Source organism: Paraburkholderia fynbosensis (genome assembly GCF_902859935.1).
GTDB classification, from domain to species: domain Bacteria; phylum Pseudomonadota; class Gammaproteobacteria; order Burkholderiales; family Burkholderiaceae; genus Paraburkholderia; species Paraburkholderia fynbosensis.
Map to the genome: position 1 here is coordinate 147,134 of NZ_CADIKI010000020.1, position 17,550 is coordinate 164,683.

Sequence of the window (17,550 nt, forward strand, 5' to 3'; positions counted from 1 at the left end):
CCGCGGCTTGCATGCAACTCAAGGCGTGCGCGCGCCGTGTCAATCGAAGTTCGTCGCTGAGGCGACCGGTTCCCAGGCAGTCACTTCCTGGCTGAACGTATCGAGCTTGCAGCGGATAAACGCGAGCGCGTCCGTCCCCAAGGGCAGATGGACCGGCGGCTTCGGCGAATCCACCAATGTCAGGATGGCCGATGCTGCCTTGGCCGGATCTCCCGGCTGCTTGCCGCTGCGTTCCGCACGAGCTTTCCGCAACGGTGCGAAGAGCGGCTCATAGTCCGCAATGCTTGCACTGCCCCGGTTCATCGAGCGTCCAGCCCATTCGGTGCGGAATGCGCCAGGCTCCACCGCCGTCACCCTGATGCCGAGGTCCGCCACCTCCTTTGACAGCGCCTCACTAATCCCTTCGAGCGCAAACTTGCTTCCGTGGTAGACGCCGAGACCGGGAAACGTGACGATCCCGCCCATCGAGGTGATATTCACGATATGGCCGCTGCGTCGCGCCCGCATATACGGCAAGACCGCCTGAATCGCCGACACGGCGCCGAATACGTTGACGTCGAACTGCTTGCGGTATTCATCGAGCGGCGTTTCCTCGATCGTGCCTTCATGACCATAGCCCGCGTTGTTGACCAGCACGTCGATCGGGCCGAAACTTTCTTCGACCAGAGCCACTGCCCGGCGGGCGTCATCATGCCGCGTCACGTCAAGCCGCACACCCAGCGACAGCCCCGGCTTAAGCGCATCGAATGCCGCGCGTTGTTCTTCGCTGCGCAGTGTTCCGGCCACACGGTCCCCGCGCTCAAGTGCCGCTTCAGCAAGCGCCCGCCCAAAACCACTACTTACGCCCGTAATAAACCAGGTTTTCATCTCACTTCTCCTGTGGAATCCGCGCGGACTAAGCTCCGCGCGACAGGGGCAGTGTCGTCGAACGGCCGTGCGGCTCCCAATTCGAAATGACCGTAGTGCTGATAAGCGGCTCTAATCGGCACGAAAGCCTTGTCCAGCAGGGCTCACGCCGTCACCCTCAGGGTTGGGCCGTTGCCTTGCGAAGCTTCGTGACCTCGGCGGCATCGACTGCGGGAGCGCGGTTGTTCCAGTTGCCGCGCACGAAGGTCAGGACGTCGGCGATCTGCTGATCGTCCAGCACCGGGTGATAGCGCGGCATCGGATAGGCGGCCTGCAGACCGCCGATCATCAGCGGCCGGGTTCCGTTCAGCGTCACATTGATGAGCGAAAGAGGGTTGGGTTCGAGCACATTCGGATTACCTGCGAGCGGCGCTAGCCAAGGGGCGGCTCCTCGCCCGTCGGCTCCATGGCAATGCAGGCAATACGTCGTGTAGATCGTGGCGCCAGGATGCCCCGCCGGCCGACGCAGCAGGCCCGCAGTATTCTTCAGATCGGTCGCATTGGGCTTATAGGGCTTCCATGGCGGGCCTTCTTCCGCCCGCGCGGCTGGCAGCGATTTGATGTAGTGGGCTATCGCTCGCGAATCGACATCGCTCAGCGCCTGCGTACTGTTGTTGATCACGTCGGTCATCGATCCGAAGGCGGTGGCATGTGCGTTTGCACCGGTGCGCAGGAATACGCTCAGATCCTCTTCACTCCACCGGCCAAGGCCCGTGTTCGTATTGCCGGTGAGATTCGACGCGAACCAGTTGTCGACCGCGGCGCCGCTAAGGAATGCATGTCCGCCGTCATCGCTTGCCTTTTCCTGAAACGCGATCCCGCGCGGCGTATGGCATGCGCCGCAATGGCCGAGGCCCTGCACTAGGTAGGCGCCACGATTCCATGAGGCGTCCTTGTCCGGACGCGACTCATACGGCTTTTTGTCGAGAAAGACCATGTTCCAGAATTTCAGCGGCCAGCGCATGTTCAGCGGCCACGGAATGTCGGAGACAATGTTGGGTTGAGCGACGGGTGCGACGCCCCGCATGAAATACGCGTACAGCGCCTTCATATCGGCATCGCCGACTTTGGCATACGACGGGTAGGGCATCGCGGGATACAGGTTGTGGCCGTCTTTCGCAACACCTTCGCGCACCGCGCGGATGAAATCCGCTTCGCTGTACGTTCCTATTCCGTGTTTCGCGTCTGGCGTGATATTGGTCGAATAGATACGACCCATCGGAGTCGCCATCGGCAGGCCACCCGCAAACGGTTTGCCTCCCGGCGCCGAGTGGCAGGCAATGCAATCTCCCGCTTTAGCCAGATAGGCCCCTCGCGTTACGAGGCCCCCGTCGCCCTGTGAGAGGGCGGGCGTCGAAAAGAGCGCGATGCCGAACACATAGAGAAAGGTCAGCGCAGCGCGACGCATCGCCTGGATAAAAGTTGAATTCAATCTGGTTCTCCTCACGCGGACTCTGAGGTCTGCAACTGATTGCCTACCGGCAGGCGTCGCACCCGCCGCCCGCTAGCCGCGAAAATCGCGTTGACAAGCGCCGGAGCGACGGCGGCCGTACCTGGCTCACCCATACCACCCGGCGCTTCGCTGCTGGCGACAATATGCGTGTCGATATGCGGTGCTTCGTTGATGCGCATGACGCGATAGTCGTTGAAATTGCTCTGCTCCACGCGGCCGTTCGAGAAAGTGATCTGGTTGAACAGCGCGGCGCTGAGACCGAAAATTGCGCCGCCTTCCACCTGCGCCTGGACCGTGTCGGGATTCACCACCTGTCCGCAATCGACGGCGCACACAACCCGTTCCACCCGCACTTCGCCGTTGTCCACCGAAACCTGGACGACCATGCAGAAGAAACTGCCGAACGCATTCATCACTGATACCCCACGGCCGCTTCCCGTCGGCAGAGAACTGCCCCAGCCGGCGGCCCGTGTCGCGACATCGAGCACATGCAGCAAGCGCGGCGAACGGCCGAGCAGCGCGCGTCGGTACGTGACCGGATCGGTCTTGGTTTCGTGCGCCAGTTCGTCGATGAAACCCTCGACGACGAACGTACTGCGCGTCGGCCCGACGCCCCGCCAGAATGCTGTTGGCACACCTCGTGGCTCCTGCCGCACGTAGTCGACGAGTTGCGCGGGAATGTCGTACGGCAGCTTGTCTGCGACCTCCACCGCGTCCGGATCCAGCCCGTTCTTGAACCAGGCCGGCGCCCAACGCGCGACAATGGAAGACCCGGTGATCCGGTGAGTCCACCCGGCCGGTTTTCCGGACGAATCCAGCGCAGCGGCAATGCGGTCGTAGTAATACGGCCTATACATGTCGTGCTGAATGTCTTCTTCACGGGTCCACAGTACTTTCACCGGAGCGTTGACCTGTTGCGCAATCCTGACCGCCTGCATCAGGACATCGACCTCCAGCCTGCGTCCGAAGCCTCCACCAAGCAGAGCGTTATGCAGGACTATCTGACCGGGCGGAAGGCCGGTGATTTTCGCTGCGGCATCCACGACACGAGTGGGCACCTGCGTGCCGCACCATATTTCGCAGCGGCCATCGTGCAGATGCACGGTGCAGTTCATCGGCTCCATCGTCGCGTGCGCGAGGAATGGCAATTCATATACCGCTTCAATCTTGCGAGATGCCTGGCTGAATGCGGTCGCCACGTCGCCGGCCTTGCGAGCCACCGCGCCCGGCCGTTGCGACGCGCGCTGCAGATCACCGACCAGCGTCCTGGTCGTCATCAGGGCGTTCGGGCCTGGATTCCATTCGATCGCCAGCGCACTAGCCCCCGTTTTGGCTGCCCACGTATGCGTACCGATGGCCGCGACCGCGTTGTCGAGGCTGACGATCTGGCTTACACCCGGCACCGCCCGCGCCACCGTGTCGTCGACCCGCGCAAGAGAGCCGCCAATTACTGGGCAATTGACCACCACTGCGTACACCATGCCGGGCGGTCGAGCGTCGATACCAAACCGGGCGACGCCATTCAACTTCTCCGGAGAGTCGAGCCGCTTCACCGGTTTGCCGATGATCGTGAACGCCGACGGTGACTTCAGCACAATCGACTTCGCCAAATCGGGAGTCATCGCCAGCGAAGCAGCGCACTCGACCAGTTGACCGTATGTCAAGGTGCGGTTACTCGCCACATGCCGCACCACTGCGTTGCGTGCGACGCAACCCGCAGAATCGACGCCCCATGCCTGCGCAGCTGCCTGCAGCAGCAGTGTTCTGCCAACCGCCCCGGCTCGCCGCATCGGCTCCCACATAGCCCGCATCGATGTCGACCCGCCCGTGACTTGCATGCCAAGCAGCCCGTCCGCGTATAACGCGGCGTCGGGTGGTGCGTGCTGGAGCGTGACGTTATCGAGCGGCACTTCCAGTTCTTCGGCAATCAGCATCGGGATTGACGTGTAAACGCCCTGGCCCATTTCGACCTTCGGTACAACGATAAATACGTGCCCTTCCCGATCGATCCTGATAAATGCGTTCGGCGCTAAGTCACCTCCCGGCGCGGGTACCCGACCGTCTCCACCTATGACGCTGCCGGCGGAGCGAATCGCCGCGGTGATGCCGCCGCTTGAGGTTGCCTCGGATGCGCTGTTTGCTTTGAAACTCACGCCGAGCAGCAAGCCGCCGCCCGCAGCAACCCCCACGCTCACGCCAAGCTGCAGGAAGTCGCGCCGGCTGAACGATCGCCTGTCCAACAGTCGTGTGGCCATATCAAGCGCCCTTTGCTGCTTGCTTGATCGCCGCGCGAATTCGCACATAAGTTCCACAACGACAGATATTTCCGGCCATGGCTGCGTCAATGTCGGCATCGTTAGGCGCTGGGTTCGATGCAATCAGTGCTGCCGCGGACATAATCTGGCCGGATTGGCAATAGCCGCATTGCACGACGTCGATGTCGAGCCATGCCTTCTGAACCTTCTGACCGGCCGGCGTCGCGCCGATCGCCTCGATCGTCGTAATCCGCCGGCCGCCAACCGCCGCGACAGGCGTCACGCAGGAGCGGGCCGGCTCGCCATCGAGATGCACGGTGCAGGCTCCGCACTGAGCAATCCCGCAGCCGAACTTCGTGCCGGTCAGTCCGACGATGTCGCGTATGACCCAAAGAAGCGGCATTTCCGGTGGAGCATCGACGACGTGCTTCTGCGCGTTGATGGTTAGTTCAATCATGGTCGGTTTCGTCGCCTGAAGTGTTTAGAAAGGATGTTTGCCGCGACCTGCACGCGTCGGCCGGATCATCCCAGGATGAGTCCGCGTGTACGCGCGATCAGCACCGCTTGTGTGCGACTCGACGCTTTAAGCTTGTCGAATGCACTGGATACGTGTTTCTTGACGGTGGCCTCGCAGATCGCCGCGCGCGCGGCAATCTGCTTGTTCGAATGGCCAAGCGCCACGCGTTGCAAGATGTCGAGCTCGCGCAACGTGAGCCTCGGTTGCTCGACTCGCGATGCCAGCTTCGCCGCGACCTGATCGGGAGGTGCGTAACACTCGCCACGCGCGACCGTCTCCAGGCAGTCCAGAAGCGTCTCGAGCGAGGCTTCCTTCAGCAGATACGCGCGAGCGCCGGCATTGAGTCCACGGTAGATGTCCTCTTCACCGTCGAAAGTCGTGAGAATCACGATCCGCGACTGCGGGTCGATTCGACGAATCTGCTGGGTCACCTGCACGCCGCCATAGTGCGGCATCCGCAAATCAGTCAGCACGATCCGCGGGCGATGGATACGGAATTGAGCAACCGCCTGAATACCGTCGTCGGCCTGGGCAATCACGTGAAACCGGCCCGTCGACTCGAGCAACGCGGCGATACCGGCGCGGACCACGCGGTGATCGTCTGCCAGCAAGACAGTAATGGCTGTCGACGCACTCATCAGCGGGCCTCATCCGAATAGGGCACCGTCACCGTGATGCGTGTGCCTCGTCCCGGGCTGCTAATCACGTCGAGTTGAGCTCCGATCAGATCGGCACGCTCATGCAAGCCGAGAAGACCGAATCCGGAAACGGGCTGGGACATGTCGAACCCGCGCCCGTCGTCCTTGACCTCGACCAGCAGGCCGGCGCTGCCGTCGACGATCGTGCATTCCAGCGTGTCGGCCTGCGCGTGCCGCATCGCGTTCGTTGCGGCTTCGGATACGATCATCGCGATCTCATGAACGACGTGAGCGGACAGCAATAGCACCTCATGCCGCGTGTCGAAGTACACGGATGTGCACGTTGCGCGGGCGACGCTGAGAGCAAGACACTCCCTGACGGGCCGTATCAAATCACATGTGCCGTCGGCACCGCACCCGGGGAGTGCCATCGTGGGGTCGCGCAGCTGACGCATGAAATCGTTCAGTTGCCGCAGCGCGCTCGATGCCGCAGCGAGTGCTTCGTGAACAGGGTCGCTCTCTTGCGTACCGGCATCCTGGCACCGTCCTGTTTGCAGCGCCTTCATGGAGGCCACGCGCAATTGCGCGACGACACCGGTCAGCCCTTGCGCGAACGTGTCATGAACGTCTCGCGCGATCCGCGAACGGTCTGCCTGGAGCGCGCCAGCAATGAGTGCCTGCGTCCTCATATCCGTCAGGGGCGAGGCAGCCGCCCGTGCACGGTCGATCGCGCGCCCGTCGTTCTTCGCAAAGTCGCTGATCGACTCGCGCCCGAACGAACGCAACGTCCGATCGAGAGACGGCCAGACAGGCTCGGCACCGGCGTCCTGCACGATGGAATGACTCATGACTGTTCCCCTGTCAGTCCGCCTGCGCGGACAACGAAACGCTTTCCCAAGCGGTGATTTCGGCTTTCAGCGCGGCTATTTTTTCCCGTACCCATTGCACGGCGTTCTCTCCAAGCAGCAAATGAGCGGGCGCGGCGCCGGTCCTGAGCGCCGCGAGCAACGCGCGCGCTGCGCGGCCTGGATCAATCAAGTGAGACTCCGTCACGGCCACCGCCCGCGATGCGCCGAGTGCCCATGCATAGTCCGCGTGAAGGGTCGACGTCTGCGTTCGTGCCGGGACGCCCGACGAGAAGTCCACGGTGACCGAGTCGCCTGAGGCAGCGGGGTTTGAATCGCCGGTTGATGGCTCGCTCGTCCGTCCGTACCCTGGCCGCAAGCCGCCTATCTCGACAGCAGTCACGTCGATTCCGAGCAGTTTCAATTCCTTGCGCAAACTCTCTGTGAGCCCTTCGAGCGCAAAGCGGCTTGCGTGGGAGAAGCCGAAACCCGGGAGTCCGACCAACCCGCCGATCGTCGTCACATTCACGATCTGGCCGGCGCGGCGTCGCCGCATCTGTGGCAGAATCGCCTGAATCAGAATCGTCGGCGCAATCAGGTTGACGGCCAGTTGGTGCTCCAGGGCCTCGATCGGCGATTCTTCAACCGTTCCTGCATGCAGGCAGCCTGCGTTGTTGACCAACACGGTGATTGGCCCTGCCTCGAGTTCGATCCGTTCGACGAGCAGTGCGATTGCGCCTTGATCGGTCAGGTCGAGCAGATAACCGTGCGTTTGTCCCGGTGCCAGCGCCTCGAAGGCCAATCGCGCGGCTTCGTTACGTACGGTGCCGGCTACTCGGAATCCCTCCTCGAGCGCCGCCTGTGCGAGTGCACGGCCAAAGCAGGAATTAGCTCCGGTGATTAGAATGGTCCCGCTCTGCGACATCATGCCGAAGCTCCCTATGGTTCCCACCAGGCCGATTCGGCTGACTTACCGGCGCCTCGAGGACTTGCTGCGAGTATGCGCATCACCCGGGGAGCCACCAAAGTGAATCGTCGTGAATTTATGTGAGAGGGCGACAGAAAATTGCATCCAGACATGCGTAGGCCTTTCTGAAGTGCTAAAACGGTTCAACGGCATTTCGCCGCCACCAGTCAATCCGCCATCGATGTATCCGTCTGATATCTGTTTCGCATTCGGCGTATTTCGCCTCTTTCCTGCACAGCAAAGATTGCTGCGCAACGGCACGCCCGTCGCTGTCGGCGGCCGCGCCATGGATATTCTTCTGGCACTAATCGAACAGGCCGGACAGGTCGTGGACAGGGAAACGCTGACTAACCGGGCATGGCCCACCACCGTAGTGGAGGACAGCAACCTCCGGGCGCAAGTCGCCGCATTGCGGCGTGCACTGGGCGACACTGGCAGCCGGCAAGAGGGCGCTCAGCCGCTGATTGCAACTGTGTCGGGGCGTGGTTACCGGTTCACGGGCGTTGTAAGTCGCGATAGCGGCACTACGGCAACCGCTCTACCAGTGGCGATGGAACGTTTACGGGCAGAAACGTCGCCACCCTCCAGCGTCGCCCGAATCCGGGGCAACCTGCCAGTGCGCCTCACACGCATGGTCGGCCGCACGGAAGCGGTGTTCGCTATTGCAGGCAAGTTGCGCGATCGCCGCTTTGTTACCATCACCGGACCCGGCGGCATCGGCAAGACCACAGTCGCGCTGGCCGTCGCGTCGAGCTTGGCCGGCTCCTATCCCGACGGCGTGTTCCATGTCGATTTCGCACCTCTGACCGACCCTCGCCTGCTGCCGGGGGCGCTGGCCGCGGCACTTGGAATCGCACCAGGTAACGTAGCACCGGAAGTCGCGATCGGTCACCACGTCGAGAACCGGCGGATGCTGATCGTGTTCGATTGCTGCGAGCATGTGCTCGATGCGTCGTCGTTTCTTGCCGAATCCCTGCTCAAACAGTCGCCCGGCTTGCATCTGATAGCAACGAGCCGTGAACCGTTACGCGCCGATGGCGAGCAGGTCTACAGGCTCGCGCCCCTCACGTCGCCCCCGCCCGACGTCGAGCCGTCTGCGGAACAGGCATTGGCTTATCCTGCCGTGCAACTGTTCGTCGAGCGGGTCACCGCCAACCACCATCAGTTCGAACTCACCGACCCGGAAGCGCCGCTCGTGGCGGATATTTGCAGGCGCCTGGATGGCATCGCGCTGGCGATCGAGCTAGGTGCCGGCCGTGTGGACGCGTTCGGCATTCACGGCCTCGCCACGCTGCTCGATGACCGGTTCCGCTTGCTGATGCTTGGCCGCCGAACTGCGTCGCCGCGCCATCGAACGCTCGCGGCCATGCTCGACTGGAGCTACCAGTCGCTGCCGGAGCGGCAGCAGGTGCTGTTGCGTCGCCTTGCATTGTTTCCGGGCACATTCGCCTTCGATGCCGTGCGCGCGGTAGCAGGCTCGACGATCGACGAAGGAGGGCTGATCTTCCTGCTCGCCGACCTTGTCGGAAAGTCGCTGGTTTCCGCCGACGTCGCCGGCCCGGTCCCGCGCTACAGGTTGTTGCACATCACGCGGGCCTATGCCCTGGATCGGCTGAACGATGCAGGGGAGACACGCGAGGTCGCCAGGTTCGCAGCGCGGCATCTGCTGACCCTGTTGAAGCAGCACGCACACACGGCGGGGAAAGAGGTGAATGGCAGTGCCGCGCATAGCAGCCCAATCGCATGGGAAATTGACAACGTTCGGGCCATGCTGGACTGGGCCTGGTCCGACGATGCTGATGCGTCGCTCGCGCTCGAACTCACCGCTGCTACCGTTCCATTGTGGTCAACGCTGTCCCTCTTCGGCGAGTGTTCGCGCTGGGTGGATCGGGCGCTCGCAACGGATCCGCACACGACACTCACCCGCTCCAGTCTGGACTCTGCGCTTCAGCTTGAACTATGGCGCGCACGCGCGGCCGCACTGACGCACCGCGACGGAGGTGGCGAGGCCATGCGCGCCGCGTGGCAGGAAGTGTTCGTCCGCGCTGAGCAGATCAACGACATGGAGCGACAGGTCCAGGCGTTGTGGGGAGTATGGGCCGCACAGCGAAATGCCGGCGACTATGGTTCAGCTTTTGAAACAGCGCGTCGCGCCGCTTTGCTGGCTGCCCACACCGGCAACGCCGCGCATGTGGCGCTGAGCGACCGGATCCTCGGAACGACCCATATGTACAGAGGCGAGTTCGAGGAAGCGCAGTCGCGCCTGAAATCCTCGATCGAGTATTACTCGACTGTCGAGCCAGTGAAGCGGATAGGCGAGCTGCAATTCGACCAGCTCGTCGTTGCTCGTGCGTTCGATGCACAGGTTCTCATGTTGCAAGGCGATATGGAGGAAGCGCTGGCCGCAGCCGCGAGTAATCTCGACGACGCGCTGGCAACCGACCATCTCCCTACAGTCGTCTATGCCCTGGCGCAAGGCGCCTGCCCCGTTGCCCTGTACACCGGCAATGCAGAAATCGCCGAGCGGTACGTAGCCATGCTCCTGCACGATACGTCCCAAGCCGGCCTCGAAGCGTGGCATGAAGTCGCACAGTTGTTCGCTGGCATGCTCGCCGTACTGCGGGATGGTTCGACTGTCGGGTTGCCGGTGCTCAAAGCAGCTCTCGAAGCCGTCGCGCCGATCGGCCAAGGGCCGATATATTCGCTTGCGCAGATGGCATACTGCGACGCGTTGTCCCGCTCCGGCGACGTGGCGAATGCTCGCATCGCGGTTGACGCCGCGCTTAAGCGCGCGTCGCGCAGTGACGAAGCGTGGACGATTCTGGAGCTTCTTCGTATCAAGAGCGAGGTTCTGTTTCAAGATCCAGCACTGCATCCCGAAGTTGCACGCGCTGCCGCTGAAGCCCGCCTGTTGAGCGCTCTCGCTATCGCCCGCCGCAACGGCGCAGGGCTCTGGGCCAGCCGGTGCGCCGATAGTTTGATCCGGCTCGCACACGCGCGCGAACCGTCAGCGCTGCCACTGACAGACAGCGAATCCTGACAAATTAGCGGAGCACGTTTCCTTCTTCGTCCGAACCGATCAGTCGAGCTGCCTTGCCTTCTGACCGGCAGCCCCCACTACTTTCGACTGATGCCGCGGGTCGCGGCGTTCTCCACGCTATATCCGTATCGCGCGGGATCCGCCTGCTATACCGATACTTATCAATACCTGTCGCGTTTCTAATTGGCCCGGTGTATTGCGCCTCGCCACAATGCTTTCCATCGGCCGGCACCCTACACCCGGAAGTGGAAACCGGCGATACGCAAAAGCAAACCTGCGCCGCGCAAAGCGTGCGTCGCGGGCTCATCCAACGAATACGCGACAAAGGAAATACTGACATGTCATCCCACACGCTTTTCGACCCGCTGAAGTTGGGCGCACTGGAACTGCCGAACCGAATCGTGATGGCTCCGTTGACGCGCATGCGTGCCGGCGCAGAAGGCGCACCGACCGAACTGAATGCCAAGTATTACGCACAGCGTGCCTCGGCCGGACTCATCGTCACTGAGGCGACGCAGATTTCCCAGCAAGCCAAGGGCTATCCGGGCACGCCGGGCATCCATAGCGACGCGCAGATTGCCGGCTGGCGCAAGGTCACCGATGCGGTGCACGCACGCGGCGGGCGAATCGTCCTGCAGTTGTGGCACACGGGCGCTATCTCACACCCGTCGAACCAGCCTGATCATGCCCAACCGGTAGCACCGTCGGCGGTGCGACCCACAGTGCAGGCGTTGACGAGCGACTACCAGTGGGTGGACTCGGTCATGCCCCGCGCCCTCGCCATCGACGAACTGCCGGGCATTGTGGAGCAGTTCGCGAACGGCGCACGCAACGCGAAAGCGGCCGGTTTCGACGGAGTGGAAGTGCACGGAGCGAATGGCTACCTCCTCGACCAGTTCCTGCAAGACCGCAGCAACCATCGCACCGATGCATACGGTGGCTCGTTCGAGAATCGCGCGCGCCTGCTACTCGACGTGCTCGACGCGGTGATCGCGGTATGGGGCAAGGACCGCGTCAGTGTACGCCTGTCGCCCCACGGCACCTTGAATGATCCGGGCGACAGCAATCCGGTCGGTCTTTTCACCCATGTGATCGGAAGAATAAGCGAGCGCCGACCGGCCTATCTGCATCTGATCGAGCCCCGCGGAAGTCTGGCCGGCATGGTGGATGAATTGAACGACACTGCTCCCGATAACGCCAGGCTGTTCCGCACCGCGTTCGCAGGTCCCGTCATTTCGGCAGGCGGGTACACGAAGGCCTCGGCGAGCGCCGCAGTAGAGGAAGGCCGCGTCGACGCCGTCGCCTTCGGCCGCTATTTCATCGCCAATCCCGACCTGGTCGAACGTCTGCAACAGAATACGCCGCTTAACGCCTACGACCGCCCGACTTTCTACGGCGGCGACGCGACTGGCTACACCGACTATCCGGCGACGAGTACTGTCGACGCTTGACGTTCGCCGCTACCACCCGTTGCAAAGCGGACGGGGAACGGACGCTGATTCCACCAACGCGTTTTGCGTCTGGTGGATTCATGCATTCCTTGACGGTCCGTATCTCGCCCGACTGAACCACAGCCTGCTTTCCCGGCTTCGCTCCTCTGCGACGCCTGTCGTACTCCCTTCGTCTACCGTCGTACCTCACTCCACACCACCCCGCTTGGTCACCCGGTAGAATCAAATCTGGTTACCGGATTGCGCTGTACCGCATGTAGCCCGCCCTTAAAACCCGCTGTCCATTTTGCCGAGGCCTTCATGCGAGGAGTCGAACTCCGCCAGCTGCGCTACTTTTCCATCCTCGCGAAGGAATTGCACTTTGGCCGCGCGGCCGAACTGGCCTTCGTCACGCAACCCGCGCTCAGTCAGCAGATTGCCAAGCTGGAAGAACTGGTTGGCGTGCAGCTCTTCATGCGCGATCGTCGCCAAGTCATGCTCACACCTGCTGGCGCAGCGCTACGCGACGGCATCGACAAAGCGTTTTCGCAAATCGAACTGTCGCTGCGTCTAGCCCGCGAAGCCGGCGACCACCAGGAATTCGTCGTGTCGATCGGACTCGTCGAATACACTAACTTGCCGTTCGTGCCCCCATCGCTGATCCGTCTGCAATCGCTGTATCCGGACGTGAAGATCGTGCGCCACGAAATGAACGCGGCGCAGCAATACGAGGCGCTCCTGAAGCATCAGATCGACGTCGGCTTCGGTGTGCCGGTGGTCCCGCTGCCGCCCGGCGGCGAACTTCGCGGGGAGCCGCTTGTCAGTTCGGGCTGGGCGTTACTGATGCGCGATGATCACCGGCTTGCGTCACTCGATCGCTTGCGGCTCGATGATCTGGCCGCGGAAAAGCTGATCATCTTCAGCCGCAACGTGAATCCGCCGCTCTACGACTCGGTGGTGGACCTTTGCCGCGGAGCAGGCTTCACACCGCATTTCGTCTACGAAACCATGCAGGCGCAGATGGGCATGACACTAGTCGAGCAAGGCTTGGGCGTCATGCTCGGCGCGACCTATGTGTTTGCGTCGTTGCCAGCAGGGCTACGCTGCGTGCCGATCGATGGCTTCAATGAACTGACCGTGCACCAGTTCTATCGTGCCGACGAAGCGAACACGTTGATTCTCGACTTCATCGACGTGGCAAACGAGGAAGCGCGGCGAACGCAACTGCGCCTGAATGCAATGGCGGGAACGCCAGAAGGCGCGTAGCGCCAAGACGTACGGAAAGCGGAGCCACGCCGTCCGGCGTGGCAAGGCAAAAGAAAAAGGGACGTGCGCAGCGCGCGACGTCCCTTTTTCTTGCCTGAAGACCGGTTATCGACCGGCGAGTTCTTCCGCAGCTTGAATCGCTTTGGCCACGCCCGCACCATAGGTCGGGTCAGCCTTCGTGCAATGTTCGATGTGGCGCTGCTGGATAGGTTTAGACACGCCGGTAATGGCGCGTGCGGTGTTATCAAACAGCATCTGTTGCTGCTCTGCCGTCATCAGACGAAACAGTGCGCCAGGCTGCGAGAAATAGTCGTCGTCCTCACGATGGTCCCAATGGTCTACCGCCCCTTGCAAAGCGAGCGGCGGTTCGCGCAGCGCGCGCTGGTCAGCCCACTCACCACGCGAGTTGGGGTTGTACGAGGTTGTGCCGCCACTATTGCCGTCAACCCGCATCAGACCATCGCGGTGATAACTGTGCACTGGACATTTCGGTGCATTCACCGGAATCTGGTTATGGTTGACGCTCAGACGGTAGCGCTGCGCATCTCCATACGAAAACAGCCTGCCTTGCAGCATGCGATCGGGCGAAAAGCCGATGCCCGGCACAACGTTCGCCGGGTTGAACGCAGCCTGCTCTACATCGGCGAAATGATTTTCAGCGTTGCAGTTCAATTCGATCACGCCTACTTCAATCAGCGGATAGTCCTTCTTCGGCCAAACCTTCGTGAGATCGAACGGATTGAACTGGCACGTCGCCGCTTCCTGCTCGCGCATGATCTGAACATAAAGTGTCCAGCGAGGAAACTCACCACTTTCGATGCTCTCGTACAGATCGCGATGCGAGCTCTCACGGTCCTTCCCGGCGAGCGCCTCGGCTTCGGCGTCGCTCAGATTCTCGATGCCCTGCTGGGTACGAAAATGGAACTTCACCCAGTGCCGTTGGTTATCCCCATTGATGAAACTGAAAGTGTGACTGCCGAATCCGTGCATATGACGGAATGACTTCGGCAAGCCTCGGTCGCTCATGACAATCGTCACCTGGTGAAGCGCTTCGGGCAGCCCCGTCCAGAAATCCCAGTTGCTTTCCGCGCTGCGCAATCCTGTCCGTGGGTCGCGTTTGATCGCGTGATTCAGGTCAGGGAAATTGAGCGGGTCACGAAGAAAGAAAACCGGCGTATTGTTGCCGACCAGATCCCAGTTGCCCTCCTCCGTGTAGAACTTCAGTGCGAACCCCCGGATGTCACGTTCCGCATCGGCGGCACCGCGCTCACCAGCGACCGTCGAGAAGCGCGCGAACATCGGCGTCGTCTTGCCGATCTCCGAAAAGATCTTCGCGCGCGTATAGCGCGTAATGTCGTGCGTCAATGTGAAAGTGCCGAACGCTCCTGATCCCTTTGCGTGCATACGTCGCTCGGGAATAACCTCGCGATCGAAGTGCGCCAGCTTCTCGAGAAACCAGACGTCCTGCAACAGCGCGAGGCCCCGCGGACCGGTAGTCTGGATATTGTTGTTGTCGACTACCGGAGCACCGAAAGCCGTCGTGAGTTTCTTCATAGATCGTCCTGGCTGAAGATGATAAGGACGCCAAGTGGCGCCCGCTAGATAAAGCGCAACGAATTATTCGAACGTACGTGCGTGAATCATCGCGTCAACGTTGACGGGCAACCAATGCCCGCGACTGCGCGGGCGGTACACAGCATCCCCCCGGCGGATCGCGACGCCACTTACAGCGCAAACACCAGACTGTCGAGCGATACAGCGCATCCAGACCTGATCGCCGTAGTGACACGCCGTGCAACGCCAACTGAGCGTCACCGCCGCGCTGGAAAGACGCTCTATCAGGGTAACGACTGGCGCAGATCGCGCAGAATCGCCGGAGTGTCTTGCGGTACGTAAGCGCTGGGTTCCCTCTAAATTTTCTTGTCCCGGCCATGCGTCACCGGAGGACAGAATCCTCAGGAGTTGCAGCGTCTGACTCCATGCATCCCGCGTCCATCCGCTAGTGACAGCTATCGCACATCCATTCGCGTGCCTGCGCGAGGCGGAAGACAAAGTTTCCGATGCATTCATCGATCACCTCAGTGTGAATTCGGTCGGTTGGAGCGCATCAGTACCGTGTTACCGACGCAATCTCGTTGTATTCGACCCACTTCGCAGAACTCGGGCTTCTGCGCAGGAGCCATGAATCGATCGTAGTCCCACGAATGAATTAAGGCGCGTGAAATGTCGTGAAATGACGCAAACCGTGAGTCTGAACGATCAACCGCCGGATCTGTGTTGCATTCGATTCGCGCCGCTTATCGAAATGCCCAGCATTTCCAATTGGCTCCGCGCGTCCCACTCGGAGATGATTCAAGCATCCGCCTGGGTCTTTTCGGTCCTACCTGCACGAGCATGTGGAACGCCGCCCAGTTCATCCCGTCTCTTCGCCAGCGAGCCATCATGGAACCTGTATCGAACTTCTTCCCAGACGCGCAGCGCAACGGCATGCGTTCGTCGGGTCGCCGTGGTATCTCATGGATGAACTATGCAGGAGCCGGCGCTCTGGTTGCGGTCGGCTATATGGATCCAGGCAATTGGGCAACCGCGCTTGCCGGGGGAGCTCGATATGGATATCGACTGCTCAGTGTGGTCGCATTGGCGAGCCTGATGGCAATGCTTCTTCAATGGATTGCCGCACGCGTCGGCGTGGTTACGGGGCGCGACCTCGCGCAACTGTGCCGCGAGCGTTTTTCGCGGCGCACCACACTGGCGCTGTGGATTGCAAGCGAGGTTGCAATCGTCGCTTGCGATGTCGCTGAGGTCGTAGGTAGCGCGGTGGCCTTGCAACTGCTGCTTCACGTCCCACTATGGGTCGGTGTCTTGCTGTCGGCGCTCGGCACACTTGGCATGCTGGTGCTCCACGGACGCTCCCGCTCGCTCGAAGCGACGATCACTCTGTTGCTATTGTTCATCGCCATATGCTTTGTTGCACAACTGGCCCTGGCCGGACCGGACTGGAGCGAAGCCGCCCACGGCCTTGTGCCTTCGAGCGAATTGGTGCGCGATGCAGGCATCGTCTGGCTTGCCGTCGGCATCGTCGGGGCGACGGTGATGCCGCACAATCTTTATCTGCACTCGGCGCTCGTAAAAAACCACGGTCTGGAAGACGCAAAAAGCACATTCGCAATTGCACGCGGCAAAACTGCCGCGCTGCTCACGCCACTGGAGACGGCCGAGACGCGACGCAAACTGACCGCGACTCTCCGCGCTGTATCCATCGACACGCTCGGGTCGCTGTCGTTTGCTTTCGCAATCAATGCGTCGCTTCTCATCGTTGCCGCTGCCGTCTTCCACGCCAGCGGACACACGGACGTCAGCGATCTCAGCGAAGCACACCGGTTACTTGCGCCGCTGGTCGGCTCCCATTGGGCAAGCCTGCTGTTCGCCTCCGCCCTGCTTGCGTGTGGGCTTAACTCAACGGTAACCGGCACACTCGCGGGACAGGCCGTCATGGAGGGTTTTCTGCAACTGCGTCTGGCCGCCCCGCAACGGGCGCTCGTGACGCGCGCTCTGGCAATCGGACCCGCTCTCGCAGCAGTGCTTATCTGGGGCGAACACGGCTCGGCCAACCTGCTCATCGCCAGCCAGGTGGTACTGAGTCTCACGTTGCCGCTTGCGGTCGTGCCGTTGATCCGCTTCGCAGCCGATCGTACGTTGTTGGCCGATTGGAGACTGCGCGGTGTCACGTTATGGCTTGCGTGGATGGCAGCTGGCATCATCGTGCTGCTGAATATCGTACTTCTCTGGCAAAGTGTTACTGGATGATAGGCACTAGCCCCTGACGTCCGTCGGTTCACATGCCGCCCGATTCGGTGTGATGTTCCGGATATGCAGATGTTGAACCCGGCACCGCCCAAACGACTCAAAACTTCCAGGTAATAGACATGAGCACTGTTTCTCCTGAAACTATCGCCGCCCTTGCCCCGCACGGCGTCCTGCGCGCCGCCATCAACCTCGGCAACGCAGTGCTGGCGCAACCGGGCAATAGCACACACGGCGATGCGGCACCGACAGGCATTACTCCCCAGATTGCCTTTCGTCTTGGCGAAGAATTGGGCGTGCCGGTCCGCCTGGTGCCGTGGCGGATTCAACCGGTGGATGCAACACACTAGAAGCTGCGTGAGCAGTGGGAGTGTTGCAAATGAAACAGCGACGCCGGATTTATTACAGTGAGGCGCAGAAAGCACTGAT

Annotated in this window: 14 protein-coding genes; 5 read left to right on the top strand and 9 right to left on the bottom strand. The window is 61.6% G+C overall.

What is annotated here, in order from left to right; translation table 11 throughout:
• Positions 1-39 precede the first annotated feature (39 nt).
• From HV770_RS28560 to HV770_RS28590, 7 genes are all read right to left on the bottom strand, one after another.
• The gene (locus tag HV770_RS28560; protein ID WP_175164902.1) at positions 40-867 is read right to left on the bottom strand and encodes an oxidoreductase; all 828 of its coding nucleotides are present in this window, start codon (positions 865-867) and stop codon (positions 40-42) included.
• A gap of 157 nt (positions 868-1,024) precedes the next feature.
• Positions 1,025-2,314, bottom strand: coding sequence for a cytochrome c (locus tag HV770_RS28565; protein ID WP_175164928.1), 1,290 nt, complete (start codon positions 2,312-2,314; stop codon positions 1,025-1,027).
• A gap of 35 nt (positions 2,315-2,349) precedes the next feature.
• Complete coding sequence (locus tag HV770_RS28570) at positions 2,350-4,614, bottom strand: xanthine dehydrogenase family protein molybdopterin-binding subunit (protein WP_246291249.1); 2,265 nt, start codon at positions 4,612-4,614, stop codon at positions 2,350-2,352.
• 1 nt (position 4,615) lies between these two features.
• On the bottom strand, positions 4,616-5,071 hold the full coding sequence (locus HV770_RS28575; protein WP_175164904.1) for a (2Fe-2S)-binding protein: 456 nt from the start codon (positions 5,069-5,071) through the stop codon (positions 4,616-4,618).
• Positions 5,072-5,136: 65 nt separating this feature from the next.
• Complete coding sequence (locus HV770_RS28580) at positions 5,137-5,769, bottom strand: response regulator (RefSeq protein ID WP_175164905.1); 633 nt, start codon at positions 5,767-5,769, stop codon at positions 5,137-5,139.
• The gene (locus tag HV770_RS28585; protein ID WP_175164906.1) at positions 5,769-6,617 is read right to left on the bottom strand and encodes a sensor histidine kinase; all 849 of its coding nucleotides are present in this window, start codon (positions 6,615-6,617) and stop codon (positions 5,769-5,771) included. The genes HV770_RS28580 and HV770_RS28585 overlap by 1 nt, the downstream gene beginning before the upstream one ends.
• Positions 6,618-6,630: 13 nt before the next feature.
• A complete protein-coding gene (locus HV770_RS28590; RefSeq protein WP_246291252.1) occupies positions 6,631-7,542 on the bottom strand; it encodes an SDR family NAD(P)-dependent oxidoreductase in 912 nt (303 codons plus the stop codon).
• Positions 7,543-7,711: 169 nt separating this feature from the next.
• Here HV770_RS28590 and HV770_RS28595 point away from each other — a divergent pair, with 169 nt between their 5' ends.
• The 3 genes from HV770_RS28595 (at position 7,712) to HV770_RS28605 (ending at position 13,317) form a co-directional block, all read left to right on the top strand.
• On the top strand, positions 7,712-10,621 hold the full coding sequence (locus tag HV770_RS28595) for an ATP-binding protein (RefSeq protein WP_175164907.1): 2,910 nt from the start codon (positions 7,712-7,714) through the stop codon (positions 10,619-10,621).
• Between the two features lie 338 nt (positions 10,622-10,959).
• A complete protein-coding gene (locus HV770_RS28600; RefSeq protein ID WP_175164908.1) occupies positions 10,960-12,072 on the top strand; it encodes an alkene reductase in 1,113 nt (370 codons plus the stop codon).
• Between the two features lie 300 nt (positions 12,073-12,372).
• Positions 12,373-13,317, top strand: coding sequence for a LysR family transcriptional regulator (locus tag HV770_RS28605; RefSeq protein ID WP_175164909.1), 945 nt, complete (start codon positions 12,373-12,375; stop codon positions 13,315-13,317).
• Between the two features lie 105 nt (positions 13,318-13,422).
• Here HV770_RS28605 and HV770_RS28610 read toward each other — a convergent pair whose 3' ends face one another.
• A complete protein-coding gene (locus tag HV770_RS28610; protein WP_175164910.1) occupies positions 13,423-14,871 on the bottom strand; it encodes a catalase in 1,449 nt (482 codons plus the stop codon).
• 63 nt (positions 14,872-14,934) lie between these two features.
• Positions 14,935-15,387 carry a DUF3331 domain-containing protein gene (locus tag HV770_RS39850; RefSeq protein WP_175164911.1) on the bottom strand — a complete coding sequence of 151 codons (453 nt, stop codon included), beginning with the start codon at positions 15,385-15,387 and terminating at the stop codon, positions 14,935-14,937.
• A 417-nt stretch (positions 15,388-15,804) separates the two neighbouring features.
• Between HV770_RS39850 and HV770_RS28620 the strand changes: the two genes are divergently transcribed.
• Positions 15,805-17,124, top strand: a complete 1,320-nt coding sequence (locus tag HV770_RS28620; protein WP_246291263.1) for an Nramp family divalent metal transporter — start codon at positions 15,805-15,807, stop codon at positions 17,122-17,124.
• A 119-nt stretch (positions 17,125-17,243) separates the two neighbouring features.
• Positions 17,244-17,471 carry a type 2 periplasmic-binding domain-containing protein gene (locus HV770_RS28625; RefSeq protein WP_175164913.1) on the top strand — a complete coding sequence of 76 codons (228 nt, stop codon included), beginning with the start codon at positions 17,244-17,246 and terminating at the stop codon, positions 17,469-17,471.
• Positions 17,472-17,550 lie beyond the last annotated feature (79 nt).

Coding starts and splice junctions, on each gene's coding strand:
- HV770_RS28560 (WP_175164902.1), bottom strand. CDS start 867: ATGAAAACCTGGTTTATTACGGGCGTAAGTAGTGGTTTTGGGCGGGCG.
- HV770_RS28565 (WP_175164928.1), bottom strand. CDS start 2,314: ATGCGTCGCGCTGCGCTGACCTTTCTCTATGTGTTCGGCATCGCGCTC.
- HV770_RS28570 (WP_246291249.1), bottom strand. CDS start 4,614: ATGGCCACACGACTGTTGGACAGGCGATCGTTCAGCCGGCGCGACTTC.
- HV770_RS28575 (WP_175164904.1), bottom strand. CDS start 5,071: ATGATTGAACTAACCATCAACGCGCAGAAGCACGTCGTCGATGCTCCA.
- HV770_RS28580 (WP_175164905.1), bottom strand. CDS start 5,769: ATGAGTGCGTCGACAGCCATTACTGTCTTGCTGGCAGACGATCACCGC.
- HV770_RS28585 (WP_175164906.1), bottom strand. CDS start 6,617: ATGAGTCATTCCATCGTGCAGGACGCCGGTGCCGAGCCTGTCTGGCCG.
- HV770_RS28590 (WP_246291252.1), bottom strand. CDS start 7,542: ATGATGTCGCAGAGCGGGACCATTCTAATCACCGGAGCTAATTCCTGC.
- HV770_RS28600 (WP_175164908.1), top strand. CDS start 10,960: ATGTCATCCCACACGCTTTTCGACCCGCTGAAGTTGGGCGCACTGGAA.
- HV770_RS28605 (WP_175164909.1), top strand. CDS start 12,373: ATGCGAGGAGTCGAACTCCGCCAGCTGCGCTACTTTTCCATCCTCGCG.
- HV770_RS28610 (WP_175164910.1), bottom strand. CDS start 14,871: ATGAAGAAACTCACGACGGCTTTCGGTGCTCCGGTAGTCGACAACAAC.
- HV770_RS39850 (WP_175164911.1), bottom strand. CDS start 15,387: ATGAATGCATCGGAAACTTTGTCTTCCGCCTCGCGCAGGCACGCGAAT.
- HV770_RS28620 (WP_246291263.1), top strand. CDS start 15,805: ATGCGTTCGTCGGGTCGCCGTGGTATCTCATGGATGAACTATGCAGGA.
- HV770_RS28625 (WP_175164913.1), top strand. CDS start 17,244: ATGAGCACTGTTTCTCCTGAAACTATCGCCGCCCTTGCCCCGCACGGC.